Source organism: Paenibacillus pasadenensis DSM 19293, from assembly GCF_000422485.1.
In the GTDB taxonomy this organism is placed as follows: Bacteria; Bacillota; Bacilli; order Paenibacillales; family Paenibacillaceae; genus Paenibacillus_O; species Paenibacillus_O pasadenensis.
In genome coordinates, this window is sequence record NZ_AULW01000036.1 from 96748 (window position 1) to 123492 (window position 26745).

The 26745-nt window shown below is 55.8% G+C and carries 27 protein-coding genes and 1 tRNA gene; 18 read left to right on the forward strand and 10 right to left on the reverse strand.

Annotation, left to right across the window (positions count from 1 at the left end):
- Positions 1-81: 81 nt before the first annotated feature.
- The 3 genes from H582_RS0105985 (at position 82) to H582_RS0105995 (ending at position 2175) form a co-directional block, all read left to right on the forward strand.
- Entirely contained in the window at positions 82-867 is a 786-nt protein-coding gene (locus H582_RS0105985) for a manganese efflux pump (protein ID WP_028597814.1), read from the forward strand.
- A 130-nt stretch (positions 868-997) separates the two neighbouring features.
- Positions 998-1594: a dephospho-CoA kinase gene (gene coaE, locus H582_RS0105990; RefSeq protein WP_028597815.1), complete on the forward strand. Its 597-nt coding sequence runs from the start codon at positions 998-1000 to the stop codon at positions 1592-1594.
- Positions 1591-2175 carry a lytic transglycosylase domain-containing protein gene (locus H582_RS0105995; protein WP_028597816.1) on the forward strand — a complete coding sequence of 195 codons (585 nt, stop codon included), beginning with the start codon at positions 1591-1593 and terminating at the stop codon, positions 2173-2175. The genes coaE and H582_RS0105995 overlap by 4 nt, the downstream gene beginning before the upstream one ends.
- Positions 2176-2247: 72 nt before the next feature.
- On the opposite strand, the gene H582_RS0106000 is transcribed toward H582_RS0105995, so the two are convergent.
- On the reverse strand, positions 2248-2466 hold the full coding sequence (locus tag H582_RS0106000; RefSeq protein ID WP_028597817.1) for an alpha/beta-type small acid-soluble spore protein: 219 nt from the start codon (positions 2464-2466) through the stop codon (positions 2248-2250).
- Positions 2467-2620: 154 nt separating this feature from the next.
- On the opposite strand from H582_RS0106000, the gene nrdR reads away from it, so the two are divergent.
- The gene (gene nrdR / locus H582_RS0106005) at positions 2621-3088 is read left to right on the forward strand and encodes a transcriptional regulator NrdR (protein WP_028597818.1); all 468 of its coding nucleotides are present in this window, start codon (positions 2621-2623) and stop codon (positions 3086-3088) included.
- Positions 3089-3274: 186 nt separating this feature from the next.
- On the opposite strand, the gene H582_RS0106010 is transcribed toward nrdR, so the two are convergent.
- Together H582_RS0106010 and H582_RS0106015 are read right to left on the reverse strand one after the other, a co-directional pair.
- Complete coding sequence (locus tag H582_RS0106010; protein WP_028597819.1) at positions 3275-4027, reverse strand: SDR family NAD(P)-dependent oxidoreductase; 753 nt, start codon at positions 4025-4027, stop codon at positions 3275-3277.
- A gap of 49 nt (positions 4028-4076) precedes the next feature.
- Positions 4077-4526: a MarR family transcriptional regulator gene (locus H582_RS0106015; RefSeq protein ID WP_052333004.1), complete on the reverse strand. Its 450-nt coding sequence runs from the start codon at positions 4524-4526 to the stop codon at positions 4077-4079.
- Between the two features lie 268 nt (positions 4527-4794).
- Here H582_RS0106015 and H582_RS0106020 point away from each other — a divergent pair.
- The 5 genes from H582_RS0106020 (at position 4795) to H582_RS30745 (ending at position 12084) form a co-directional block, all read left to right on the forward strand.
- Positions 4795-4867, forward strand: a tRNA-Ala gene (locus H582_RS0106020).
- 454 nt (positions 4868-5321) lie between these two features.
- Positions 5322-6806 (forward strand): Wadjet anti-phage system protein JetA family protein, encoded by a 1485-nt coding sequence (locus H582_RS0106025; RefSeq protein ID WP_127464467.1) that lies wholly within the window; start codon positions 5322-5324, stop codon positions 6804-6806.
- Positions 6796-7443, forward strand: coding sequence for a DUF4194 domain-containing protein (locus H582_RS0106030; protein WP_028597822.1), 648 nt, complete (start codon positions 6796-6798; stop codon positions 7441-7443). Before H582_RS0106025 ends, H582_RS0106030 begins: the two co-directional genes overlap by 11 nt.
- Positions 7440-10838 (forward strand): ATP-binding protein, encoded by a 3399-nt coding sequence (locus H582_RS30740; RefSeq protein WP_084136711.1) that lies wholly within the window; start codon positions 7440-7442, stop codon positions 10836-10838. The genes H582_RS0106030 and H582_RS30740 overlap by 4 nt, the downstream gene beginning before the upstream one ends.
- Positions 10831-12084 carry a Wadjet anti-phage system protein JetD domain-containing protein gene (locus H582_RS30745; RefSeq protein WP_084136713.1) on the forward strand — a complete coding sequence of 418 codons (1254 nt, stop codon included), beginning with the start codon at positions 10831-10833 and terminating at the stop codon, positions 12082-12084. Before H582_RS30740 ends, H582_RS30745 begins: the two co-directional genes overlap by 8 nt.
- A 184-nt stretch (positions 12085-12268) precedes the next feature.
- On the opposite strand, the gene H582_RS30750 is transcribed toward H582_RS30745, so the two are convergent.
- Entirely contained in the window at positions 12269-12694 is a 426-nt protein-coding gene (locus H582_RS30750; protein ID WP_084136714.1) for a site-specific integrase, read from the reverse strand.
- Between the two features lie 28 nt (positions 12695-12722).
- Between H582_RS30750 and H582_RS26195 the strand changes: the two genes are divergently transcribed.
- The gene (locus H582_RS26195) at positions 12723-13277 is read left to right on the forward strand and encodes a cyclin family protein (protein ID WP_228551377.1); all 555 of its coding nucleotides are present in this window, start codon (positions 12723-12725) and stop codon (positions 13275-13277) included.
- A 243-nt stretch (positions 13278-13520) separates the two neighbouring features.
- Positions 13521-14153 carry a TVP38/TMEM64 family protein gene (locus H582_RS0106060; protein WP_028597825.1) on the forward strand — a complete coding sequence of 211 codons (633 nt, stop codon included), beginning with the start codon at positions 13521-13523 and terminating at the stop codon, positions 14151-14153.
- A 147-nt stretch (positions 14154-14300) separates the two neighbouring features.
- Here the strand turns inward: H582_RS0106060 and H582_RS0106065 are convergent, their stop codons facing one another.
- From H582_RS0106065 to H582_RS0106075, 3 genes are all read right to left on the reverse strand, one after another.
- Complete coding sequence (locus H582_RS0106065; RefSeq protein WP_043110977.1) at positions 14301-15230, reverse strand: VOC family protein; 930 nt, start codon at positions 15228-15230, stop codon at positions 14301-14303.
- Positions 15231-15327: 97 nt separating this feature from the next.
- Positions 15328-15531, reverse strand: a complete 204-nt coding sequence (locus H582_RS0106070; RefSeq protein ID WP_028597827.1) for a hypothetical protein — start codon at positions 15529-15531, stop codon at positions 15328-15330.
- Between the two features lies 1 nt (position 15532).
- Positions 15533-16699: a glycoside hydrolase family 27 protein gene (locus H582_RS0106075; protein WP_028597828.1), complete on the reverse strand. Its 1167-nt coding sequence runs from the start codon at positions 16697-16699 to the stop codon at positions 15533-15535.
- A gap of 269 nt (positions 16700-16968) precedes the next feature.
- Here H582_RS0106075 and H582_RS26200 point away from each other — a divergent pair, with 269 nt between their 5' ends.
- Positions 16969-18354 (forward strand): FAD-binding oxidoreductase, encoded by a 1386-nt coding sequence (locus tag H582_RS26200; RefSeq protein WP_052333005.1) that lies wholly within the window; start codon positions 16969-16971, stop codon positions 18352-18354.
- A gap of 200 nt (positions 18355-18554) precedes the next feature.
- Here the strand turns inward: H582_RS26200 and H582_RS0106085 are convergent, their stop codons facing one another.
- Positions 18555-19742 carry an MFS transporter gene (locus H582_RS0106085; protein ID WP_043110978.1) on the reverse strand — a complete coding sequence of 396 codons (1188 nt, stop codon included), beginning with the start codon at positions 19740-19742 and terminating at the stop codon, positions 18555-18557.
- A 131-nt stretch (positions 19743-19873) separates the two neighbouring features.
- Between H582_RS0106085 and H582_RS26205 the strand changes: the two genes are divergently transcribed.
- From H582_RS26205 to H582_RS0106100, 3 genes are all read left to right on the forward strand, one after another.
- Positions 19874-20302 (forward strand): winged helix-turn-helix transcriptional regulator, encoded by a 429-nt coding sequence (locus H582_RS26205; RefSeq protein ID WP_084136716.1) that lies wholly within the window; start codon positions 19874-19876, stop codon positions 20300-20302.
- A 130-nt stretch (positions 20303-20432) separates the two neighbouring features.
- Positions 20433-20843: an RrF2 family transcriptional regulator gene (locus H582_RS0106095; protein WP_028597830.1), complete on the forward strand. Its 411-nt coding sequence runs from the start codon at positions 20433-20435 to the stop codon at positions 20841-20843.
- Positions 20844-20942: 99 nt separating this feature from the next.
- The gene (locus tag H582_RS0106100) at positions 20943-21860 is read left to right on the forward strand and encodes an NAD(P)/FAD-dependent oxidoreductase (RefSeq protein ID WP_028597831.1); all 918 of its coding nucleotides are present in this window, start codon (positions 20943-20945) and stop codon (positions 21858-21860) included.
- 209 nt (positions 21861-22069) lie between these two features.
- Here the strand turns inward: H582_RS0106100 and H582_RS0106105 are convergent, their stop codons facing one another.
- Positions 22070-23269, reverse strand: coding sequence for an ROK family protein (locus tag H582_RS0106105; protein ID WP_028597832.1), 1200 nt, complete (start codon positions 23267-23269; stop codon positions 22070-22072).
- A gap of 270 nt (positions 23270-23539) precedes the next feature.
- Here H582_RS0106105 and H582_RS26210 point away from each other — a divergent pair, with 270 nt between their 5' ends.
- Genes H582_RS26210 through H582_RS0106120 form a run of 3 tightly spaced genes read left to right on the forward strand, consistent with a single transcriptional unit; the run spans position 23540 to position 25726 of the window.
- Positions 23540-24145: a chromate transporter gene (locus H582_RS26210; protein ID WP_043110996.1), complete on the forward strand. Its 606-nt coding sequence runs from the start codon at positions 23540-23542 to the stop codon at positions 24143-24145.
- 13 nt (positions 24146-24158) lie between these two features.
- The gene (locus tag H582_RS0106115; RefSeq protein WP_028597833.1) at positions 24159-24701 is read left to right on the forward strand and encodes a chromate transporter; all 543 of its coding nucleotides are present in this window, start codon (positions 24159-24161) and stop codon (positions 24699-24701) included.
- A gap of 53 nt (positions 24702-24754) precedes the next feature.
- Positions 24755-25726, forward strand: a complete 972-nt coding sequence (locus H582_RS0106120) for a formylglycine-generating enzyme family protein (protein ID WP_043110979.1) — start codon at positions 24755-24757, stop codon at positions 25724-25726.
- A 65-nt stretch (positions 25727-25791) separates the two neighbouring features.
- On the opposite strand, the gene H582_RS0106125 is transcribed toward H582_RS0106120, so the two are convergent.
- Entirely contained in the window at positions 25792-26598 is an 807-nt protein-coding gene (locus H582_RS0106125; protein ID WP_028597834.1) for a helix-turn-helix domain-containing protein, read from the reverse strand.
- Positions 26599-26745: the final 147 nt, after the last annotated feature.

The following is a 26745-nucleotide window of genomic DNA, read 5'->3' on the forward strand; positions in this document are numbered from 1 at the left end:
GCATCGGCGGCCGGATAGGAACAGATGCCCAGCCCCTGCATAGGATGGAGCAAAGCCATTCGCAGGGAGGACTGTTCGGCTATGCTTTCCCATCTGCTGCCGCTGCTGCTGCTGTCCTTTGCCGTCAGCGTAGACGGATTCGGAGTCGGAATCACGTACGGACTGAGGCGAATCCGCATCCCGCTGCTGTCCGTGCTCATCATAACGGGATGCTCGGGCGTCGTCATCCTGCTCAGCATGAAAGTCGGAGCCTGGCTGACGGGATTCGTCGACCCCGATGACGCAAGGCGCATCGGCGCGCTCATCCTGATCGGCATCGGATGCTTCACGCTGTTCCAGCAGCTGCGCCCCAAGCGGACATCCGCCGAGGCGGAGGCTGGCGAGGAGCAGCGAAAGGGCGAGGCTGCCGCTTCGCCAGACGGCAGCCATGCGGGCGCCGCTTCTGCCGCGGGAGCCGGCGGCTCCGCTGCGGCGATTTCCGCCGGCTCCGGCTCGGGCGCCGCCGCCGAGCTCGCCGTGCCGTCGATCGCCGTCCTGACGCTCGAGATCAAGAAGCTCGGCATCGTCATCCAGATTCTGCGTTCGCCGCAGACGGCGGATGTCGACAGCTCCGGCAGCATCAGCGCCGGCGAAGCGCTGCTGCTCGGCTCGGCGCTGTCGCTCGACGCGTTCGGAGCGGGGCTCGGCGCGGCGATGGTCGGCCTCGAGCCGTGGCTGACGGCGCTCAGCATCATGCTGGCCAGCGGCCTGTTCCTGGCGGCCGGCCTGCGCTTCGGCTTCCGATTTTCCGGAGGCAAGCGCATGAAGCTGCTGAGCGTGCTGCCGGGCACGCTGCTGCTGCTGATCGGCCTCGGCAAGCTTTGGTGACGCCGGCTTTCGAGCCGACGCCCGCCCCGTGATCCAGACTGACATCGATCCCTCCCGCGACGGGGGGATTTTGGATTTTATCCGCTGCCCGGCCAGATCCGGGACAAGCAAACAGGGAGGAGGACCTCGCATGAGAATCGGCCTTACAGGCGGCATCGCCAGCGGCAAAAGCACCGTCTCCCGCATGCTGAGGGAGAAAGGCGTCTTCGTATCGGACGCCGACGAGGCGGCACGCGCCGTCGTCGAGCCGGGAGAGCCCGCGCTCGCGGCGATCGCCGCCGCATTCGGCGAGGGCGTGCTGCAGCCAGACGGCCGGCTCGACCGGCCTGCGCTCGGCCGCATCGTCTTCGGCCAGCCGGACAAGCTCCGGCAGCTGGAGGGCATCCTGCATCCGGCGATCCGGCGGCATATGCAAGCCGAGATGGAGCAGGCGGAGCGGGAGCGGCCGGAGAGGCTCGTCGTCGCGGACATCCCGCTGCTGTACGAGACGGGACAGGACGCGGCTTATGACGGCGTGCTCGTCGTCTACGTGCCGGCCGATGTCCAGCTCGAGCGGCTGATCAAGCGCAGCGGCATGGACGAGACGGAGGCGCGGCGGCGCATCGGGCTGCAGCTCGACCTCGAGGAGAAGAAGCGGCGTGCGGACTGGGTCATCGACAACGGCGGCAGCGAGCAAGAGACGATGCGGCAGGCGGAGCGATTCCTGGCTGAGCGGGGGATCTCATGAGCTGGGGCTGGCTCGTCCGCAAGCGGGTGCTGCTGATCGTGCTGGCCGGCTTCATCGCCCTGCTGTTTTTGAAGTCCGACTGGCTCGGCCGCTTGATGTATCCGATCGCCTTCAAGGACAGCATCGAGCAGGCGGCCGCCGAGCAGCAGGTCGATCCTTATCTGATCGCGGCGATCATCCGGGTCGAGTCCAACTTCCGCACGGACAAGGTGTCGCGCAAGGGCGCAGGCGGCGTCATGCAGCTCATGCCCGATACGGCCGAATGGATCATCGACACGGCGAAATTCAAGTCGATGTCGCGCGAGACGGTCATGATCGGCGTGGAGGAGAACATCCGCGCCGGCTCCTGGTACGTGCATTCGCTGCAGGACCAGTTCAAGGGCAACCAGGCGGCATCGGTCGCGGCCTACAATGCCGGTCCGGGCAAGGTCGGCCAATGGCTCAAGGAAGGCCGCTGGGACGGAACGATGGCGCGGCTCGATCAGGTGCCGTACGGAGAGACTCGTCATTATGTGCAAAGAGTCAATTATTACTACAAAAAGTACAAAAGCCTTTATCCCGAATGGTCCCGTTATGTATAATGGGGGAGAGAAGGAAAAAGGCCCGGAGCGTCCGCTGCGGGAGCGTCTCCGGGCCTTTCGGTATGAGGTCAATTATTTATATTGACCTGCGAGGGATTGCTCGCCGATGGTTACGAGGCGTTTCGTGATGTAGCCACCGAGGGAACCTGCGTCATACGTCGTGAAGTTGCCGTAGTAGCCGTCCTGCGGGATGGCGATGCCGAGCTCTTGAGCAACTTCGTACTTCATTTGGTCCAGGGCTGCGTGGGAACCCGTTACGACCAGCTTGTTGCTGCCGTTGTTCTGTGCCATTGTCGTTTCACCTCCTCGCGGTTGGTAAAAGTATTATGTGCCGAAATGCCGGCTTCATACGCAAGGAGAAGATAAATTTGTACAAACGCCCGCAAGTCCATGCGGGAAGCGGGTTTGCCTCCGCGCAACCAGCCGAGGAAAGGGAGGACCAACGATGAAATGCCCCTATTGCGAGCATAACGGCACGAAGGTGCTGGATTCGCGTCCCGCCAACGGGGACAAGTCCATCCGCCGCCGCCGCGAATGCGAGAAGTGCAGCCGCCGTTTCACGACGTTCGAGATGATCGAGGAAACGCCGCTGATCGTCATCAAGAAGGACGGCAGCCGCGAGGAGTTCAGCCGCGACAAGATCTTGCGCGGCCTCATCCGCGCCTGCGAGAAGCGTCCGGTGCCGGTCGAGCGTCTCGAGGAGATCGTCTCCGAGGTCGAAAAGGAGCTGCGGACGACAGCCCAGGCCGAGATCGACAGCCGGGCGATCGGCGAGCTCGTCATGCAGCAGCTTTATCCGGTGGACGAGGTCGCCTACGTGCGCTTCGCCTCCGTTTACCGCCAGTTCAAGGATATCGACATGTTCATGAAGGAACTGTCGAGCCTGCTGTCCAAAAATCCAGTCGAAGGCTGAGACGGAACAAGCTTGGCATCCGATGGACGGCCCAAAGCCCGAGCCGCTTCGCATGCTGCGAAGCGGCTCGGGCTTTTTGGCGCGGCTTGTCCGCGCAGCTAGTCCGCGTGGCAGGGGGCCGGAGCAGCGCCGGCCGCTATGAGGCAGCAGCCGCTACAAGGCGGCAGTCAGCCGCGGCAGGCAGGATTACTTCGCGTAGTAGCCGCCGTCGATCGGCAGCTCCACGCCGGTAATATAGGAGGACTCGTCGGAGGCGAGGAACAGCACCCCGTTCGCGATGTCCTCCGCTTTGCCGAGACGCGGCAGCGGCGTCTGCATCTGGAACCACTGCACCATTTGCGGATCCTTGAACATGTCGACCGTCATCGGGGTCTCGATGAAGCCCGGATGGATCGAGTTGCAGCGGATGTTGTGCTTCGCATAATCGACCGCAGTCGCCTTCGTCAGCAGGCGGACGGCGCCTTTGCTGGCCGTATAGGGTCCGGTGCCGCTGCCGCCGGTCAGGCCGGCGATCGAAGAGATGTTGATGATCGAGCCGCCGCCGGCTTCGATCATATGCGGGATGACGTATTTTTGGCCGAGGAAGATGCTCGTGACGTTGATCTTCATGACGCGCTCCCAGTTGTCGACCGTCTGGTCCATGAACGGAGTGGCGTCCGAGATGCCGGCGTTGTTGACGAGGATGTCGATCTTGCCGAAAGCGTTCTTCGCTTCGGAAACGACGCGCTGCCAGTCCTCTTCGGAGGCGACGTTATGCTTGAAGCCTGCGGCCTCGCCGCCGGCCGCCTTGATTTCTTCGACGACGGCTTGGAGCTTGTCCTCCTGCAAATCCGTGACGACGACCTTCGCGCCTTCCTTGGCGAACAGCAGCGCGTCCGCCTTGCCCATGCCTCCGGCTGCGCCGGTTACGATCGCGACTTTTCCTTTGAGTCGATCCATAGTTGATTCCTCCGCATTCGATGAATTGGGATGCTGGATGCTGCCCATGCTAAGATGTCCCGGTGGAGTTCTTTTCTTGCCGCAGGTGGTCGATCAGATGGCGATAGGAGCGTTCGAGCAGCTTCCGCTCCTCTTCGGTGAAGCTTTCCCAGGCTCCGTCCATCAGCTCTTCGAATCGGTCCAGCAGTCCTTTTTCGGCTGCCATGCCGGATTCCGTAATCTGCAGAAACATGATCCGGCGATCCTGCTCGGAGACGATCCGTTCGACGTATCCCTTTTGCACGAGCTTCGTGCTGAGGTTCGTCACGGCGGAGGGCGTCACCTCGAGGCGGGCGGCCAGCTCGGACGAGGTTTTGCGGCCTTCGCGGGCGAGCGTCTGCAGGATGGAATACTGCGGCGCCGACAAGGCGGGGTCCTGCAGCTTGGTAAAGCGCTCGACGAGCGTCTGCATGTACTCTCCGACCAGTCGGGAGAGGGGATGCTGAGGGTTCAGCGGCATTCACCTCGCATGTCGAATAGGTTCATTTCAATAATAGTTAAAAGGTCTTAACAATTAATAGGTTAGAACATTTTTTAGCGGATTGCAACTGGCATTCGCCGGAAAAGCCAGTGGATGACGCAGCAGCTGGACACATCGCACGGAGCGGTGAAAAGAATATTGAATAAAGTGTTGACACTTTATTCGGTAGCATGGTATATTCTTTCTTGTCGCGGTAAGCAAATCTTCTTCTAACGAAGCAGATGACATACATACGACATGATCATACGGGGCCTTAGCTCAGCTGGGAGAGCGCATCGCTGGCAGCGATGAGGTCAGGGGTTCGATCCCCCTAGGCTCCATACAAAAGAAAACCGCTAAACACAAGGGATTCCGGGTGTTTGGCGGTTTTTTCTATGCCCGAAACGGAGCTGATTTTGGGTCGTGGTCACACGTTTGGTCACGCTGACGATTTTTTTGGTGTAAAATCAGGATTTTCGAATTTCTTGTGAGAATTCCAGAGCATCGTATCCCTCGATAAAAAAAATCGCCTTGTCCTTTTCATAAGGGCAGGGCGACTTTTATGATAAATATCAACACTTGGATGAAAGGCGGTCAGCTAATTGCAGTGAGATTCAACATTTTAAATAGTATGAAAGCGTCTCGGCTTCATTCGTAGCCCACTATGCCTAAAATGGCTAGTTACAATCGGATGGGTAACTTATAGAAATTCTTGTCATTAGGAAGGAATTTCCTCATTTTTTGTCGAAAACTTTAATTTATATACTCATCTTTTTCGTTGGATGAAATTTCTGAATGTATGAAAAATGGTATGGCATAAAAGAAATTAATTCATGCTGTATCTATACCATGTATAAGAAGGCAGGTATAAAAATGAGCCTATTTGCCACTATTCCCGGAAGCTTTTTTTCCGTGCTTTCATCTGGAAACAAAGAAATATATCTTGATGCGATCATGCTTTTACATCAGATGTTTAAATATGAACTCAATATACGCGTGGATGACTATTTAACTTCTTTAATTGCACAGATTGAAGATAAGGAGTTTACACCTGAAGCAGATGACGATGCTACTGAGGGTAGTTTAACACCAAATGTTAAGGCGCGTTTGATCTTGAATCGGTTGGTAAAAACGGGCTGGGTTGATAAAGAGTTTCTGGACGGATCATTCATCGAGATAATTACGCCGCGAGATTATGCCATTCAAGTAATGAAACTTTTAAGTGAACTGAACGACCACACGTTACACGAGTATAACTCTCTCGTTTTTGCCACTTACTCTAGTCTTAAACAAGCAAAAGAAGAACACCGCGGGCAAATGTACGAGGCGGTTTTATCGGCGAAGGCAAATACAGAGCGGCTTACATTCGAATTGAAAAGTCTCTATCATGGTATTCGAAGTTATTTGCGGCGGATCCAAGAGCAGAGCGATGTGAACATACTCTTGAAAAATCATTTCGAAGAGTATAAACGGATGTCCGATCGTATCTATCATCCTATCAAAACGATGGATTCTATTCATAGGTATATGGCTCCAATTCAAGGGATTTTGTCAGATGTTCTTGCGGATGAGGAACTTATGGATAACATGCGTTCAAGAGCTATGACTATACGAAAATATGAAAGTCACGAAGAAGCTAGTCAGGAAATTATAACGTTGATTGATTATGTTTTGGATGTATATCAGTCTGTAGGTGGTATTGTAAACGAAATCGATAGAAAGCACAGTACCTATACCAAAAGCTCCATAGACAAAATCCAGTATTTGATGACTGCCGACCAAAGTATCAAGGGAAAATTAGTTGAATTGTTGAAGGGATATGCACAGTCCACGAATACAGCAAGAAGTAAAATTGGAGAGATGCTTGAAAGAAATGTTCGAGTTAATCGACAAGAATTTTTAGATGGAAAATCTCTTTATCATAAAAATGTACGCAGTCGGAGAGTTAATTTAAACCCTCTAGAAATATCGGATAATCAAACTTTCTCCGATTCGGCAATGGCTGGCATGTTGCAACAAATTAAAAAGGGGTATCCTATAGCAAGAATACGAGCCTATGTAGATAGCCTATTTGCTTCGGGTAACAGCGAGGTCAGCAGTGAGACGATTCCAGTGGATAATGATACCGATTTTATTTTACTGATTTTAGCTATTGTCCGCGCTAATGAACGTGGTATGACATATAAGGTTCAAATGAAGGAAGGGCGCCATGAGAAAAATGGATACACCATTCCGAATCTGACAATCAGCAGAAAGGTGGCAAAGCATCTTGTGGAGTGAGAAATATGAAGCACTTACTAGTTACGAGAAGGGCGAGTTTAGACGACTTGCGAATTATCTGCTATCCCACACTTATATGGTGCGATATGAATATCAGCCATCGCAGCAAATGACATTGCCTAGCTATGATTACCAGAATGCGTCACGTTTTTTTGGAGTCTTACGGGATTACTTTGCTGTCACGGGTTGGCGTCTTGAGAAAGATGATCATTACGGCATTATGTCTTTAATCAACATTTACGACCATAATCGCTTTAGAATCGATCGATTCACCACACTCTTTCTATATACATGTCGTCTCATTTATGAGGAAGAACGAGAACAAGCGAGCAGCTTCCACACTGTGAAAACGGATACTCAGGCAATCGTAGAGAAGATGCAGATGCTTGGGCTTCTGGAAAAAGGGAAAACGACTCAAAAAGAACGGATGGATGCTCAGAGAACACTTGCTCATCATAACATCATACAGAAAATGGATACTTCTGCATGGAACAGTGAAGGAAACCAAGTTCTCATTCTTCCTTCCATTTTGTCTATTGTCTCTAATCAGGGAATTAATGATATGATGGCAGAATTAGAGGAACTTCGCAAAGATGATGTCGACAAGACGGAGCCGGGACTGGAGGATGCGAAATGAAACGGATGACTAAACTACTGCTGATTCATTGGCACTATTTTGTCCATGAAATGATTGAGTTTGATAAAGTGAATTTTCTGACCGGAAAAAATGCCTCTGGAAAATCCACAATCATGGATGCGCTTCAGTTATTGCTATTGGCCGATACGAGTGGCAGTTTCTTCAACAAAGCTGCTAGCGGACGCGGGAATCGAACCTTGAGCGGATATTTGCGTGGAGAATTGGGGGACGATGAGAACGCTGGTTTCAAATACCTGCGAGACGGTCGGTTTACAAGTTACATTGCCATAGAGTTTTATGATGAGGAAAAGAAGAAATATTTTACTGCCGGGTGTTGCTTTGATACCTACTCGGAAAACGACATGCAAAAACTGTTCTTCCGATTTGATGGATCCATACCGTCCAATGCTCTCGTCGTTAACCGTAAGCCAATGGATATTACAGCACTTAGGGCTTATATCAAAGAAAGTTATACAGGACATAGCTATACCACTGATGTAAACCGGGATTTCAGGAATGATCTGTATGGAAAGCTCGGGGGATTGCGTGATCGTTTCGGGCAATTATTGAAAAAAGCTGTTTCATTTAATCCGGATGTGGACATCCAGCAGTTTATTTCAGAATTCGTATGCGATACGCAACAAACAGTCGATGTCAGCCGAATGCAAGAGAATATTAGAAGCTATAAAAGATTGGAACAAGAAGCTGATGTACTTAAGGATCGTATTGCCTTGCTTGATCAAATCGTTACTTCTCATCAGAGTTTTGTAACTCACCAACAAAATGAAATGCTCTATTCTTATTTAGTGGACCGTGCTCGGGCTGATATCAAAACGATGGACTTAGAAGTTGAAAAGAAAAAGGCAATAGAATATACAGCGCAGGTATTCACTCTGAACGGTAAATTGGAAGTGGAAAATGAACGGCAAATAGAAATGCAGGAAAAACGTGATATTTTACAAGCCCAGTATCTGAATAATGAGCAGACTCAAACCCTGAAACACCTTCAGGGGCAGATTGAAGAAAAAGAACTACGAAAAGACGAATTACAGAAGGAATATGACAGGACCTCGGCAATGCTTACAAAAAGCGTGGCGTCGTGGCGTATTAATTTGGGTGGAATGATCCGGAAGATAGATGAAATCGATATTTCTTCTCTAAACCCTCTATTGACTACTCGTATTCATGATTTGGTTGCTGAAGGTCAAGAATTCTTCGTCAATTTTGACACAATCGGTAATAGTGATGCTGAAGCTATTTTGTCAGTTGGTGAGGATGGGCTTATCCGCATCGCACAAACTGCGGATGCAATGCGAATAGAGTCCGGTGGACTCGTTTCCCGGTTTTCTGAGGAACAGCAGAAGATTGCTGATGAACGTAAAATATTACAGACAGAACTACAATCCCTTGAGAGTGGTGTTTATCGCTTTCCACGAGATGTCTTGGATCTCAAAGAAGCGGTATCAGGTCGTTTACGTGCTAAAACGGGGACAAGTGTCAAAGTCGTAATCGTGGCGGAAGCGGCGGAAATAAGGAATAATCGCTGGCGTAATGTCATAGAAGGGTATCTTCATACGCAAAAATTTTATCTTATAGTCCCTCCAGAACATTTCGATACTGCGCTACATGTGTATGACGAAATCAAACGAAAGCGTAGTATTTATGGTACCGGAATTGTAGATATTGAAAGTATTAAGAAAATAAATCCTACTGCGGACCCCGGTAGCTTAGCAGAAGAACTCGACACCAATGATGCCAATGTGCGACTATTTTTGGATTATACTCTTGGCCGTGTGAAAAAGTGTGATCGCGTCGGTGACTTGCGTCGTCATCGAACATCAATTACTGACGAAGGCATGATTTATCAGAATTTCGTTGTAAGAGCTATGAATCCTGAAAGATGGGCGAAACCAGCTATAGGTCAAGGCGCGATTCGGCAACGATTGGAAGATGTGAGAATAGAGATAGCAGAACTAACCGATAAAATAGGCATCTGCTCTTCCATCAAGACTGCCTTTCAACTGGGTAGCAGCCTAATGTCCATAAGCACATCAGAAGTAGGACAAATAGTATCAGCCGCGAAAAATGTCGGGTTGATTCCGGAGATTGAGCGGGATATTACCCAATTGAAACACGATTTGAATTCCGTTGATAAGAGCGTTGTTGAAGCCCTACAGGAGCGTATTCGAGGCTTAGATCAAATGTTGAATAAGTTGCGTGAAGAAATTGATGGATATAAAGACCATTGCAGCACCATCAAAGAACGCTTGCGAGTATGCAAAGACGAAACGATACCGAAATTGTCCGAAGAACTCAACGCCATGGAAAAGCAGTTATCCGAAAAATTCGAAATGGAGTGGCTGGAAAATACAGGGGTAATGAGGTATGAACGTGAGCTACTTAGTAGAGGCAACGCTATCGATATTGAAAGGGCTTTTCCGCGAGAGCTCAACCGCTCAACAAACGCCAAAACTGCGACATGGGACGAGTTGCGAAACTTGCGCCGACAATATAACGATATGTATCTTATGGGTTACAATATTAATGACTTGCATAACGAAGTTTACGATAACGCGTGGCTCGAGCTTAGTGATAATAAGCTTCCAGAGTATCTTTCACTGATCCAGGACACAAGGAACAAAGCCTTTGAGCAGTTTCAAGAAGATTTTTTAAGTCGCTTGCAAAACAACATTAATGATGCCAAAAGACAAATTGACGGACTCAATAATGCTTTAAGTGGAAGTTCCTTTGGTGAGGATACATATCGATTCCGGATTATTCCCAAGCCTGAATACAAGCGGTATTATGATATGATCGTTGATCCAATGCTTCTGGAGGGTGGATACAATCTATTATCCGATCAGTTTAATACAAAATACAAGGACGAGATAGCAGAACTATTTGCCATCATAACGAATGAAGGAACTGGATCCAAAACTCAGGAGCGCGAAGATTATGAAAAACGTGTTCAAGCCTTTACAGATTACCGTACATACTTGTCTTTCGATTTGGAGGTCATGAACAGTGAGGGCGAATCACAACGTCTTTCGAAAACGCTAGGTAAAAAGTCGGGCGGTGAAACGCAGACGCCATTTTATATAGCTGTATTGGCATCGTTCACTCAATTATATCGGGTTGGTAGGGATAAGATTGCAAACACATCTCGCATAATTCTGTTTGATGAGGCTTTTTCTAAAATGGACGGAGAGCGTATCGTACGTAGCGTTGAACTACTACGTCAATTCAATTTCCAAGTGGTGATTTCTGCACCACCTGATAAAATTGGAGATATTGCCACTCTCGTCGACAGTAATCTACTAGTGTTACGTGAAGGCAAACAGGCTTGTGTTCGCAAATTTGATCCTAGAAAACTAGAGGACCTTGAATATGAGTGAACGGTACAGGTACCAACTGATAGCAGCATTGCTAGACAAATACGAACGCAGTAGTTATTTTTCTGAGAGAAAACAGCCTTCACGCCGAATCATATTGAATCTATACGATGGTGGGCAGACAGATTTCCCCCAATATGATATTGAACAATTTGAAAAACGTACGATGATTAATAATGCGGTACTGTCTTTGAATGAGGAGCAACTCGTTTCCTATCAGTGGATGCGAGGAGAAGAACACCACATTATTGCTAAGGTGTGGTTAAATATTGAGAATATATCCTCAGCATATGCCTTGATTTGTAGAAAGCCTAAAGGTGATGAAATAGACGACGTGTGTCTTGAACTGTTGGCTGCCATGGAAATTGTCCAAAGTGATTGGGCCAAACAGTTCCTAGCTGATGCTTATGAAGCTATTTCTAGCAGACGCTCTATTGGAAAGAGATTGCCCGCCGACAAAAAGGAGCGCACAGATCTTATTCATGCAATATGCTTTGTGGAACAATTGGGCACGGTGGAAATACTTGAGCGTGTTTTTTCGATACAATGTTTCGGTGATTCAAAGAGATTTGAGAAGACGGTAAAAACTCGGCTGCTTGGCATATTGTCAAAATATTTGGATTCCGTAGATGAATCTGAAGAGGGGCTTCTTAGACAGGTAGGGATTTCCAAATATCCTGAGCAAATGGAGTTTTGTGGGCACGTCAAAATCATATTTGATAATGAATCCGTAGATTTTTCACCGTTAACTTTCGGGGGGACTGTGAGCATAACTGATTTCCAAAGAGGACACCTAAACGTTTCTCCTGAAATAAAAAGTGTGATCTCTATCGAAAATCGGGCAAATTACATTGATTACATCTATAAGCAAAAAAGTGAGCATGAATTGGTTGTATTTCATGGAGGACAATTCAGTCCGGCAAAGCGGAAGTTTTTACAAAGCATTGCCAATAACATACCAAACACTTGTAACTGGTATCATTGGAGCGATATCGATTATGGTGGATTTTCAATGTTAGCAAGATTGAGACGGGAAATTAAGCATAATGTCATTCCTTACCGTATGAATAAATCGGAGTTGATAAAACATTCTTCATTGACAGCATCATTCACGCCAAAATATCTTGAGAAACTTGGCACCTTGAAATTACGTGAAGAGCTTGACGATTGTCAAGCCTGCATCGACTACATGATTGAAAAACGTATTAAATTGGAGCAGGAAGCAATGTTGACAGACCAAAGTTCATAATAATTTCTTACGGCAGGCAGGATATTTCCAACGTAGCATTTTGGACCTCAAAAGCTAACGCGCTTCATCCAGATCAATATTTTTTAAGAAAATGAATCGCCCTGTCTTCTGTTAAAGGCAGGGCGATTCATTTTGTACCGCTCCGAAAGCTACGTTGAAAGGCGGTCAGTAGCTTGAGAGCGAATTATTGAATCGTCGTTGACGATTCAGAGTCGGTATCAAATAGTCTCTCTGGCGGGACGGTAAATGAGACTTCATGTCCCTTGCTCTTTTGCTCCGTCCCAAAGAGCATGTTGCCATACTGCTGTGCCGTTTCCTTATGAACAGAAGGTAGTACGTGACTATACGTATCCAATGTGACGCGAATATCGGAATGGCCCAATATTTCCTTTACTACCTTGGGATTGATGTTGCGGCTGAGCATCAGAGTAGCCACAGTATGTCTCAGATCGTGAAAGCGAATTTTGGGAACATCAGCCTTCTTCATAAGGTCATAAAACGTGCGGAGGAGATTGCGGGGATTGACAGGGGTTCCAATCTTGGTACATATGATTAGATCGTTGTCTTGGAAGAACGCTCCGGCAGAACGCCTTTTCTTCTCGTATTTCATTTTATTCTAACAGAGGGAGTGGATAAGGATGAGTTTCAAAGCTGAACATGAAAAATGGATCAAGGGGCATTTGAATCGACGCGAAGGGGAGCGAAAAGATGCGTTGAAGCGAGGCCATGGGTATGGAAATCGATTCTTTGCAGAGAAAACATGGTGGCCGCTCGTGGGCCATTTTCATGACTTGCACCCCGAGTATGAAGTGATGGATTGGCGCGGGCGATCGTATTTCGTCGATTTCATGTGGATCGTGGGGACTCTTCGCTTTGCGATCGAAATCATGGACTATGGCTCGCACGGCAAGGACCGGACGAAGTATCGGATGGACCTGAACCGCGGAATGTTCCTGCAATCCTTTTCATGCCGCTTGATCGCGATTTCATTGGACGAGTTGAAAGAAAATCCAGCTTACATTGAGGCCGTTCTACGGAATATATTGGCCCCATACTTGAATTCCGGCATAGATCATTCGGGAACAGGAAATCGGCGGCATGGGAAGATAGAGCGCGAATGGATGCGTTTTTGCGGTCCGTCATCACCGAATCATTCGGCCGGCGCAAGCGGCAGTCGAACTGGAATTGCATAAGCAGACCGTCATCAAGTACTGTCGCGAGCTCGCGCAAAAAGGAAAGCTGAGGCCTGTCCCGGCTGGACCATCAGGAAAAGTCTACTCGTATGAGCTTTTAGGCTCTGTCCAAAGCGGGGACTTGATCTGAACCAGAAAAACCCATTCATGGATCGACGGCCTCGCCCCGCATTTGTATCCACCCCGCCCATTCCGTATCATAGAAGCAAGCACGCTAATGACGAACCGGAAAAGAGCGCATCCATGATCAAAAAGCTAACGATGACGATTTTGTACGCCGGAATTGCGGTCGTCGTCTACCTGTACCATGAGCCGATCCTCGGCTGGATCGAAAGCCGGGAGTCGGCCCTGCCCGTCATGCTGGCAGCGACGGGGATGGCGCTGTTTCCCGTCATCCCGTATCCGGTCGTCGGCGCCGTCATCGGCGCGGCATACGGCCCGATCGAGGGCGGCATCGTCACCTGGGTCGGCTCGACCGCCGCTTCCCTGCTCATGTTCCTGTTCATCCGCTACGTCTTTCAGGACTGGGGAAAGCGCATGCTGGCACGCTATGGCCGGCTCGATCGGATGACGCAGCTGTTCGAGCGCAATGCCTTTCTGATGATCCTGTTCGCACGGCTCATTCCCGTCATCCCGTCGATCATCATCAACGTGTATGCGGCGCTCAGCCGCGTTTCGTTCGGCGTGTACGCCGTCGCATCGGCGCTCGGAAAGGTGCCGTCGATGCTGCTGTTTGTCGTCATCGGCGACGGCCTCGTCTACGACGCGCGGAATATTTGGGCGGCGGCCGCCATTTACGGCGTCTTTTTAGCCGTGACGCTGATCGGCTATCGCGGGTGGGCGAGACGCTCTTTCCAAAAAGAGCGGCAAAGCTGAGGCCATAGCCGAAAATACGCTAAGCCGGCTCCCCGGCGGCGGTAGGCGAGACGCTCTGTCCATAAAGACAAAGCTGACGCAGGTTGAACCAAAAAAAACGCCCTCCCGACCGGGATGGCGTTTTTTCAGGTAAAGCTGCTGCCCTCGTCAATCTCCCCGATAAGCCTGCTCCAGCTCTGCCAGATCGAACTTCTTCATCTTCAGGAAAGCTTTCGTGACGCGGACCCGCTGCTCCGGCGTTCCTTCGGCCATCATCTTGTCCATGGCGCTGGGACAGATCTGCCATGACACGCCGTAGCGGTCCTTGAGCCAGCCGCATTGCTCGGCTGAAGGAACGGCGGACAGCTTGTCCCAGTAGAAGTCGATCTCTTCCTGGGTGTCGCAACGGACCACGAAGGAAATCGCTTCGTTGAATTGGAACGAGTGGTCATGGGCGCTGTCCATCGCCGTGAACCAGGTGCTTCCCAGCCTGAAGTCGGAGAACATGACGTCTCCCTCGCGATCCGGCTCCATGCCGGGTCCATAACGAACGAGCTCGCCGGGCTGCGAGTCGCGGAACACCGAAAGATAGAAGTCGCGCGCTTCCTCAGCCTTGCCGCAGTTGGCGCCGACGAACAGCAGGGAAGGGATGATCGGCGGACGCGGCTCCCCGTCCGGATTCGTCAGAATGAGCTGCCAGCTGACGCCGAATTTGTCCTGGATCCACCCAAACCGTTCGCTGAACGGGTATGGGCCGAGCGGCATGAGAGGAGTTCCTCCTTCGGCCAGCTTCTCCCATGCCTCGTCAAGCATTTCCCTCGCTTTCGGTTCCCGCGACGGATCGTAATTGGCAAAGAACGAGATCGAGGGATTCAGCTTGAAATGCGGTCCTGCCGAGATCGCCATGAACGGCTGCCCCCATACTTGGAACGAGACGAGGGACGCATCGCCGGAAGGCGTGTCGTTCAAGGGCGTCACGCTGTTGATGCTGGAATCCGGAAAGACGCTGCTGTAGAGCTCTGCCGCCTCTTTCGCTTCCTTGTCAAACCACAGATGCGGAACGATTCCCCGATCCAGACCCGATTGGTGCATGCTCATCGTAAACGGCCTCCTTTTAGGTTCATCCCCTTGAGTTTAACCTAAAACGGATGCATCCGTTTCTTCCCGATTGCTTTCGTCGTGAAATCCTATTCCATCAACGAAACAGCGAGCATTTTCCGGAAGCCCGATAATGCTGGATGAGCTTCTCGATCGGCTCGCGGCCGCAATTCAGCTTGACGCCGAGGCAGTCGATGCAGAGGAAGTCCTGCGCGAAGCGGGACACGAGCTTCAGGTAGATGGCGACGTCATCCGTCTGGAGCGGCACGCGGCAGCTGGTGCAGATGCGGGGGCCGGCCATTTCAGCGGACGAGCTTGGCGCGCACGACGCGGCAATCGTGAGCAGGCACGACCGGAGCGAAACGTTCCTTGAACGATCCCAGCTCCGCATGCTCGATGCAGTCGTACAGCGACAGGGAGAAGCCGGCTGCATGCGGCAGCCCGAGATCCCAGAACAGCACCGGCACTTCGCGCTGGGTGTCGCTCAGGTTGAAGAAGCCGATCGCCAGATCGCCGTCCGTCAGCACTTTGACGAGGATGAACACCTCGTCGTTATGGAACCAGTTCGGCTCCGGCTTGATCCGGTAGGCGCCGCGCCCTTCGATGTCCTGATTGATGGCGATCAGATCCCGGTTCAGCAAAATGTCCTTCGTCGCCTCGCTCGCGTTGCGGATATCGCAGCCGATCATGAGCGGGGATCCCATCATGGCCCAGAGCGCGAAGTGGGTCCTGTACTCGATGTCGGTGCAGCCGCCGATCTTGCTGCCGATGAAGGCGTCGTTGCTGCCGCCGTTCATGCCGACGACGAGCATGTCCAGGTCGTTGTAGCTGAACGGTCCCGTATACGGCGTCTTGTCGAGCTGGGAGATGGCGAGCTCTTTGATGGAATCCCAGAAATCGCGGATGTCGACGGTCGACCGGTACGTATGGGCGCCGGATTCGCGGATCCAGTCGTACACATCGTCCGCGCCCCAGTTGCAGGCGGAGAAGAGAATGTCGCGACCGCTGTTCTTGAGGGCGAGGCTCATCCGCTTGTACATCAGCTCGCCGGAAATATGGCGGGGCTTGAAGCAGTAATCGTACTTAAGGAAATCGACGCCCCATTCGGCGAACAGCGCCGCATCCTGGAACTCATGCTCGAAGCTGCCCGGATAGCCGGCGCAAGTGTGGGTGCCGACGCAGGAATACATGCCGAACTTCAAGCCTTTGGCGTGGATATAATCGGCCAGCGCTTTCATCCCGCTGGGGAATTTGGCCGGATCGGCCACAAGATTGCCGTCGGCATCCCGTTCCTTCAAGCTCCAGCAGTCGTCGATGACGATATATTCGTAGCCGGCATCTTTATAGCCATCCGTCACGAATAGATCGGCGACGTTGCGGATCAGCTCCTCGTTGATATCCCATGTAAACGTATTCCATGAATTCCAGCCCAAAGCGGGCGTCAGGCCAAGCGGCTTGTTAGCATCCATTTCCTTCATCCTCTCTTTATCATGCGCCGTCGATCCGATCGGGAGGAACGCTCGCCGCATGATGTCGTCTATTCGGATTAAACCAGAATCGCAGCCGGTTGCGAATAGAAGAATGTGGCGGGAGCATAGAGAGATGTAGCAGGAACGCTCCGCGGTCCTTCCCGGCTTGCCGCAAGGGCCCATTCCGTCCGCGAATGCCCCACATAGGATAGAGGGCATCTGGCCGCGTCAAGGCGAGATGCCCACTTGTCCCGATGGGAGCTGGATCCATGAAATCCAACACGAAGCTGACTGGAAAAGTCATTTTTCGCGGCGAACCGGGCTATGATGCCGCGCGCAAAAACTGGGATCCGCACACGGACCGCTTTCCGAAGGTGTTCGTCTTTGCCCGGACGGCCAAAGACGTGTCCAACGCGATCAAATGGGCTCGGGAGAACGACGTCCCGATCCGGGCGAGAAGCGGCCGCCATGCGCTGGAAGGCGATCTGTCCCAAGTAACCGGGGGCATCGTCATCGATGTCAGCAAGCTGAACGAGATCAAGCTGAACAAAGCCAAAGGCACCGTCGTCGTCGGCGCCGGCAACCGGGTAGGGCGGCTCGCCCACGCGCTGGCGAAGCGGGGCTTCATCGCTCCGTTCGGCGACAGTCCGTCCGTCGGGATCGGAGGCATCACACTCGGCGGCGGCATCGGCCCGCTCCAGCGGACGATCGGCCTTATCAGCGACAATCTGACCGCCCTGGAAATGATCGATGCCAAGGGGCGGATCCTCCACGCCAGCAAGAAGCGGAACGCGGATCTGCTATGGGCTTCGCGCGGCGGCGGGGGAGGCAACTTCGGCATCTGCACCCGGTATAAGTTCAAGGTTCGCAAGGCTCCGGCGAAGGCGACCGTCTACCGGATCACATGGCCGTGGGAGCAGTTCGAGGAAGTGCTTCTCGCCTGGCAGCAATGGGCGCCGAGCGTGGACGACAGGCTCGGCAGCGAGCTGTCGATCGGGCCGAAAAAGGGCGGCAACGTCAGCATGGAAGGGCTGTTCCTCGGCTCCAAAACTGCAGCGACAAGGCTGCTGAAGCCGCTGACGAGCATCGGAACGCTGACGAGCCAGATCATCCGGCTGCTGCCGTATGACGAGGCGGTGACGTTCCTGCTGCCGCCGGACCCGGTGCTGACGAATCGGGAGAGCAACCAGTTCTCCTCCGGCTTTGCCCGCCGTCCGTTCCCGACCGCGGCGCTGAAGCCGATGCGTGAATTCCTGGAGAACATCGAGGGCGAGTTCGCCGGCTTCTTTTTCCTCAACTGGGGCGGAGCGGTCAGCCGTCCGTCGCCTCGCTCGACGGCTTTCTACTGGCGCGATGCGAAGTTTTATGTGGAGTGGAACAGCTCCTGGGTGCAGCCGAGCCAGGCGGCCAAAAACATCGCGATCGTCCGCAAGACGCGCCGGAGGCTGCAGCCGTACATCGTCGGCTCCTATATCAACGTCCCGGACCAGGGCATCAAAGCTTCCGGCCCGGTCTATTACGGCAAGAACTACCCTCGGCTGCGCCGCGTGAAGGCGAAGTACGATCCGGAAAACGTATTCCGCAATCCGCAGAGCATTCCGCCAGCCAAGGCAGGAACGGCGCTGCGAGCGAAACGGGCCCGGCCCAAAGCTTAGGGCGTGCTGCAGCCTGCTAAGGATGCAAGGGGCGAAAAAGCGGGAGAGAGGCTCGGAGCGGGTTTGCAAACACGCCCTAGGTCAGATCGACGAGCAGAGCCGAAGCGGAGGCTGCCCTCGCTTCGGCTCTTTTTTCGCTGCGCCTGTTTCGTCCACCCAAGCAGGGCAGCAAAGGGACAAGCCCTTGCCCTTATTTGAATTCAAGCCGCGCTTCGCCGATCCGCCCGAATTCGAGCCCTGCGCCCCAGCGCGAAGCTGGCCAGCGCGGCCGCGAAGCCGAGCGTGATCAGCGATGCTGCAAGCCATGGATGGAACTCCACCTCGGCCGTTCGATTGATCAGCCATCCTCCCGCGCCGGCGCCGCCGGCGATGCCGAGATGGATGACGGAGGTGTTCAGGCTGAGCACGAGGTTGGCCGACTTGGGCGCTTGCTGGATCATGTAGCTTTGGACGGCAGGGCCCGATGCGAACAAGGCGATGAACACGATCGCGATCAGTCCGACCGCGACCGGCGTGGAAAACGCGAAGAACGGCAAGAGCGCCATGCTCAGCGCATGCAGGACAAGGAAAGCTCCGAGCGTACGAGCGGCGCCCCAGCGGTCGACGAGGCCGCCGCCGAGCCGGGAGGCGAAAGCGCCGGCCAAGCCAAGAGCGAGCATCAAAAACGCGATATCCGCCGTTCGGAACTCCAGCATCTGCTGCAGGTAAGGCGAGATATAGGTGAGGAAGACGGAATTTCCTCCTTCGCGGAGCAGCGAGATCAAAAACGCCGTCAAAATGACTGCGCTGCCCGCATGCTTCAGCTGGCGAGACAACGGAACCGGCTCGTCGCCCTCCACTCCGGGCATGAGGCGGAACATGACGGCGCCGACGGCTGCGGCGAGAGCGCCGAGCAGGATGAAGATCGCCTGCCAGCTCAGCCAGTCGGCGATGGCGACGCCGAGCGGCACGCCGAGGATCATCGCGCTGCTGAAGCCGAGGATGATCGTGCCGATGGCGCGTCCGAGCCTGTCGGCCGGAACGAGCTTGGCGGCGATGCCGAGAGAGACGATGAGGAACATGCCGGAGCTGGCGCCGAGCACGACTCGGGCCGTCATCAGCGACTCGATGCTCGAGCTCGAGGCGGACCAGGCACTGCCGGCGATGAAGACGGCCAGCGAGCACAGCAGCAGCGGCTTGCGGTCCATGCGGCTCGTCGCGACGATGAGCAGCGGCGTCGCGATCGCGAACGACAAGGAATAAGCGGCGATCAGCTGTCCGGCGACGGCCAAGGAAATATTTACATCCTCGGCGATGCGGGGTAGAATGCCAGAAACGACCAGTTCCGACGTCGCCGTGAGGAACACGCCGAGGGCAAGCAGGTAGATCGTAAACGCGTTTGTTTTCATGGAGATCGTTCCCTTCCTTTTGTCTGATTGGATTATAATTAAGTTTCTTTATTTAGGTAAGTACGCAAAGCGTTTGGACGTAGTCCACCGGAATGGACTTCCTTTCGAAACGGCAAAGGAGAGGAAAGGCAATGGAGGAGCGACTCGAAAAGCAGGAAGGAATCGAAGAGCAGGAGCGAATCGAAGAGCAGGAGCTTGAGGAAGGAGGGTGGAGCCAGGACGAATCGCATCATCCCCATATCTGCTCGGTGCTCGAAATATTGGGGGCGAAATGGTCCATCCTTGTCATCGCGGAGCTCTATAAAGGGCCGCGGAGATTCCAGCAGCTGCAGCGGGATGTCGCGGTCGTGCGCACGCAGTCGCTGACGAACGTGCTTCGTCATCTGGAAAGCACGGGAATCGTTCATCGCGAGGTATATCCAAGCGTGCCCGTGACGGTGGAATATTCCTTGACGGATAAGGGCCGGGATTTCCAGGCGGCGCTGAGGGAAATGGAGAATTGGGCGATCCGCTGGGGGAGCGGAGGACAAGGAGCGCAGCCGGGGACCGCTGGGGACTGATTTCTCGTGCAAGGTTCGGATGGGCCGGCAGCGGGATGCGAAAGCCCCCTTGCCGGCTTTTTAAGTTGCGCTTTTGCCAAAATCGGGTTAATATAGACCCGTGAAGTCTGTAATGAAGAGGCGATAGCGAATGAAATATTCCAAAGCGACGGATTACGCGCTGCATACGATGCTGTTCCTCGCGCTCGGCGAACGGGAGGGACGCGTCGGCGTCGGACCGCTGGCCGAGCGGATGCAGGTATCCCCGACGTATTTGTCCAAGATTTTGACGAAGCTCGTCAAGGACGGACTCGTGGAGTCCTCGCCCGGCGTATCGGGCGGCTACCGGCTGCGGCGCAGCGCAGGAGACATCGCCCTGCTCGACATCATCCAGGCGATCGAGGGCAAGACGTCGCTGTACGAGTGCAGCGGCGTCCACCATCATCCCGGCTGCCTCATCCATCAGGCGATGGCAGAAGCGGAGCATAGGATGGAGGCGCATCTCGCCTCCGTCACGATCGCCGATCTCGCCCGTCAGCAGGAGCAGAGGGCATCATCCTGATTCGATTCCCGCCTCGCAGGCGCTTCGAGCGCGAGTAGAGGCGGGATCGTTTCGGGTCAATTATAGATATTATTACTCTACAATGGAGGCGATTGAGCAATGGCGGACAAGAGGCTGGATGCGATCATCATCGGAGGAGGTCCTGCCGGTCTGAGCGCGGCGCTCGTGCTGGGGCGGGCGCGGCGCGACGCGCTGCTGCTGGACGAGGGCAAGCCGCGCAACCGGGTGACCCGGGAGAGCCACGGCTTCGTGACGCGAGACGGCATCTCGCCGACGGAATTCCGCCGCATCGGACTGGAGCAGCTCGCTCCGTATCCTTCTGTCCGCGTGCGGGCGGGCAAGGCGGTCGAGGCCGCAGGCGAGAACGGGCGGTTTCGGATCGTCACGGAGGAAGGCGAGACATATGAGGCGCGCAAGCTGATTTTCGCCACGGGCAAAAAGGACCTTCCGCTCGACGTGCCGGGTCTGCAGGAGGTTTACGGCCGCAGCGCCTTCGTCTGCCCGTTCTGCGACGGCTGGGAGATGCGGGAGCGCAGCCTGGCGATTCTCGCCCGCGGCGAGCATGCGATGCACATGGCGAAGCTGCTCGCGGCCTGGTCGCCGCGGCGGACGGTGCTGACGAACGGCCAGGGAGGGCTGGACGAAGTCCAGATTGCTGAGCTGGAGGCGCATGGCGTCGCGGTGCGGACCGGGACGATCCGCCGGCTGCAGGCGCGGGACGGGATGCTGGAGCGGGTGGAATGGACGGACGGAACGAGCGAGCCATTCGGAGGCATGATCTTCGCTCCGCAGCTGGCGGCGGGCTCCGACCTGCCGCAGCGGCTCGGCTGCCGCGCCGACGAGGCGGGCACGGTCGAGGCGAGCGAGATGGGCCAGACGAGCGTGCCCGGCGTCTACTGCGCCGGAGATGCGATGACGGCGCGCTATCAGGCGATTCAAGCGGCGGCGCTCGGGTCGATCGCCGGCGCGGCGGTTGTGGGCGAGCTCATGCTGGAGGCGTGGAACGCGGTGGAATGAGCCGCCCGAGCCGTCGGTTAGCACAGGACCGTAACGAAAAGAAGCGAGACGAAGCGGTGCGGCGGGCCGTGCTGTCTTGCCCCGTTCAGCCTGGAAATCCGAGCGGACAGCCGGTCGTCCGCAGCAGCGGCGCATGGCGCGCCTAAACCATAACGCACGACGCCCCGTCGGAGCCGCGTATGCAGCGGCTCCGGCGGGGCGTTTCGGGTTCAAGGCTCCTCCTGCCATACGGTCAAGGCGGCTCCGACGACGACGGCGTCCTCCTGGAGGACGCCTTTGGAGAATACGGGCGAGTAGTGGGGCGAGTAATAGATGTTGCGCCGGGCCGTCTCGATGGCGGTCCGGTAGACGTGGTCGCTGGAGCGGATGAGGGCGCCGCCGAGCAGCACCGTCTCCGGGTGGAGGACGTTGATCAGGTTGGCGAGCCCGATGCCGAGATGAACGGCGGCTTGCAGAAAGATCTCGCGGGCGTAGGGACTGCCGTCATGAAGCCCTTGCAGCACCATGTCGTACGTGATCCGCTCCGGAGGAACCGCGGCGGCGCCGGGAACGTCGCGCCGGCCGGCCTTGGCGTCGGCTTGCGCCTTTCGCTCGATCGCCTGCACGGAGGCGAACGCCTCCCACGCGCCGTAATTGCCGTCCGAGTGCAGGCGCGGACCGTCCATATGGATGATCATCTGTCCGGCGGCGCCCTCCATGTCCACCGAGCCGTGGACGAGGCTGCCGCCGGACATCATCGCGGTGCGGATGCCGATGCCGGCATGCACATGGAGCAGATGCTGCGGATTGTCGCCGCGCATCGCCCATCGCTCCCCTAGCAGGGCGGCGTTGGCGCCGTTTTCCAGGCGGGCCGGAATGCCGGTCCGCTCCTCGAGCAAGCGGCAGATCGGAACATCCTTCCATCCCGGTGCCGGAAAATGAAGGGGCGCGATGAGCAGTCCCTGCTTGCGGTCGAGAGGGCCGACGGCTCCGATGCCGATGCCTCGGACTTGGCTCGGCTCGATCCGGTGGTCCGACAGGATGGAGCGGATGTTGCGGGCGGCAAAATCGACGAGCTGCTCCGGCGTCATGGCCTCGTCCATCCGCCAGTGGAGAAGCGCCTTGGCGTTCATCCTCGCATCGAAAAAGCCGAGCGAGGACGTGCGGCGGGAAATCTCCAAGCCGAAAAAATAGCCGCTTTCGGGATTGATCTCGTACAGGATCGGCTTCCTGCCGCCGCTGGACGGTCCGAGCCGGGAAGCGCTCAGCAGCTTCTCGGCGACCATCTCGTCCAGCAGCCGGGTGAGCGAGCTGCCGGTCATCCCGGAGGCGGGCAGCAGCTCGGCTTTCGACGCGGTGCCCATCGAGGAGACGAGGGCATGGATCCGCTTCTTTGGCGGATCGGTACGGCGATCGGAAGAGTTTTTCATGGATTTTTTCCTTGTATCGGGATGGGATTAAGGTCAGTATAACGGAATTCGCTTGGGAAGACCATCGTGCAAGACGACGAGCATCCGCCGAAAAATGCAACTTTAGGTTAATTTCAAATAAAGTGGAGTCGTCCAAAAGCGAAAGAAGGGGGAAAAGGCCGGAATGGGAGTTGTTTCAGAGGGGTTTGGAACGAAGAATCAGCTCTCGTTGATAACTTAATGCCAAAATGGAATTAAGATGATATACTGATGCGGATGGAGGTGAAGACGATGAACGAACCGGGATTCAAGCTGCCGGGCAAGCTTTTCGTCAGTTTCCTCAAGATCGGACCGCTGACCTTCGGCGGAGGCTATTCCTCGGTCGCGCTGATCGAGCGCGAGGTCGTCGACAGGCGGCACTGGCTGAGCTCCGAGGACGTGGCGGACCTGTGCGCGGTCGCCCAGACGGTGCCCGGAGCGATCGGAGCGAATGCGGCGACGCTCATCGGGTACCGCATGGCCGGCGTGCGGGGAGCTATCGCCGCGCTGGCCGGCATGCTGCTGCCGACGTTCGCGATCGTGCTCGCGCTGTCGATGGCGTTCCTGGCCGGACGGGACAATCCCAAGATCGAGGCGGCGCTGACGGCGATGCGTCCGGCCGTCGTGGCGCTGATCGTCTATGCGGCCTATAAAGTCGGCCGAACGGCGCTCGTGGACTGGATCTCCGTGCTTATATTCGTCGGTGCGGCCGCTGCGATGCTGCTCGGACAGCCGCTCGTTCATCCCCTGCTCGTGCTTGCGGGAGGAGCGGCCGCAGGAATCGCGGCCATGCGCTTGAACAAAGGCCGGATTCCGGCCCGGCGTTCCGATGAGCATGAGATTGAATACATGATCTGACCGGAGGCCTGCCATGCAGCTGATCGAACTGTTTATCGCGTTTTTCCTGGCAGGGCTGTTCTCCTTCGGCGGAGGCTATGCGATGGTGCCGCTGCTGCAGCATGAGATCGTCTACCGGCACGGTTGGATGACGGCCCGGGAGTTCGCCGATCAGGTCGGCCTAGCGGGCATCGCGCCGGGACCGATGGCGGCGAACATCGCCGTGCTGACGGGCCATCGAGTCGCGGGTTACGCCGGAGCGATCGTCGCCATGCTCGGCATCGTCCTGCCCTCGCTGCTGCTGATCCTGCTGCTCGGCACGCTGTTTTTCCGGTATCGGGACAATCGCTGGGTGCAAGCCTCCCTATACGGCCTGCGCCCCGCCGTCGCCGGACTCATCGCCTATGCGGCCGTATCGTTCGCCAAGAGCGGCGGCATGCTCGAGACGATTTCCTGGTTCGCGGCTTCGCAGCTGCTGCTCTTCGCCGGAGCGCTGATCGCGCTGCTCGTCTACCGCAAGCATCCGGTTTCCGTTATGATCGTGTCAGGACTCGTCGGCGTCGCTCTCTACAGCTGACGGCGCCGGCGGGAATCCGGGCAACGGAATCGGACAAAAGGAGAGGTCACACGATGGACATGCATTCGTCCTGCTGCAGCGCCTCGCGCATGGCCTCCGGGCCTCAGGCGGCGGCCGGGCCGGATCTCGAGCGCACGCCTTCGCCTGTCGTTCCGGCGCGGAGCGAGCGGCTCGTGCGGCTGGAGGGCGGCGAGTTTCAGATGGGGGCCAGCGATGCCGACGGATTCGCCTCCGACGGCGAAGGGCCGCCCCGGCTCGTGCGCGTCGATCCGTTCCGGATCGCGCCCTGCGCCGTAAGCAACCGCGAATTCGCCGAGTTCGTCGAGGCGACCGGCTACCGGACCGAAGCGGAGCGCTTCGGCTGGTCGTTCGTTTTTCATCTGCTCGTCTCGGAGCAGACCCGTCGGCGGGTGGCGAGCGTGCCTCAAGGCGTCCCGTGGTGGCTCGTCGTCGAAGGGGCATGCTGGTCGAGGCCCGAAGGGCCGGACTCGTCGATCGGGAAGGAGCGGCTGGACCATCCCGTCGTCCACGTCTCGTGGCAGGACGCGGCGGCCTACTGCGCCTGGTCGGGCACGCGGCTGCCGACGGAGGCGGAATGGGAGTATGCGGCCCGCGGCGGCCTGCAGGGCAGGACGTACCCGTGGGGCGACCTGCTGAGGCCGGACGGCCGGCACCGGTGCAACATCTGGCAAGGAAAGTTTCCCGTCAAGAACAACGCCTCCGACGGGTATGTCGGAACGGCTCCCGTCGACGCCTACGAGCCGAACGGATACGGCCTGTACAACATGTCGGGCAACGTCTGGGAATGGTGCGCGGACTGGTTCAGCCCGAGCTACCACGCGAGCACCGATCCCGTCAACCCGCATCAGACGGAGCCGACCGGCAAGCGCTCGACGCGCGGCGGCTCGTACCTGTGCCACCGTTCCTACTGCAACCGCTACCGGGTCGCCGCGCGAAGCGGCAATACGCCGGACAGCTCCACCGGCAACATGGGCTTCCGCGTCGCCGCGGACGTCCTCCCCTGAGGCCGGTCACGCCGAATAGACCCGCCGCGCCTTACGCGCGGCGGGTCTTTTGGCGCTGCGCGGATTCAGTCGGCGAGCGGAGGACGCCCGTCCCGCCGGCCGCCGCGCGCGACATAGTCGGTCGGCGACAGGGAAGTATGCTTTTTGAACATCCGGAAGAAATAGGACGTGTCGTAATAGCCGAGATACTCGGCGATCCGGGCGACCGTCATATCCGAATGAAGCAGCAGGCGTCCGGCTTCGGCCACCCGCAGCTGATGGACGTAGCGGATCGGAGACAGGCCGATCGTCTCCCGGAAGACGGAGGCGGCATAGTTGGGCGACCGCCCGATGAGCCGGGCCAGGTCCCGGATCTCCACCTGCTCCCGGTAATGCTCCATCAGGTGGCGCTTCATCCGCTCGGCGTACCGAGCCTGGATCGGCGTCAGCTCGGGCTTGTCCAGCTCCCTTGCCGCCAGGCCGAGCAGCTCCAGCAGGATGGCCTCGCAGACGAATGTCCCGTAGGCTTCGCTGCTCCGGAATTCCTCGAACAGGCGCTCGAAGCGCTGCTCCAGATACGGGAAGTGGCGCGGCTTGAAGCGGATGAAGCGGTTCTCCCGCAGCAGCGGAACCGCGCCCCCGGCCTCGGCATCGAAGTTGAACGTAGCGGTGAATTTCCGATGGGGCCCGGACGGATGCGTGCTGCCGGCACGGCGCGTCCCTGCGGGCACGAGCAGCAGGTCTCCCGGCTCGGCGACATGGTCCCGGCCGTCGATGCGATAGGATACATTTCCTTCCAGGACAAGAATCAGCACATGGTACGGGATGCGCTCGGACTGCGTGCGCCAGCCCGGAATGAAATCATCCAAATGTACCGACAAGGAACGCAGCATGGAATCACCTTCATCGCGTAATCGATCCTTGCCAGTATACCATTTTCCGCATGAGCGGGTCCGAGCTCGAAAAAAGGTCATCGTTGAATCGTACCTCCCGGAATCGGATCTTACATCGACGTGCTCCGCGTTCGTCTCCTATACTCG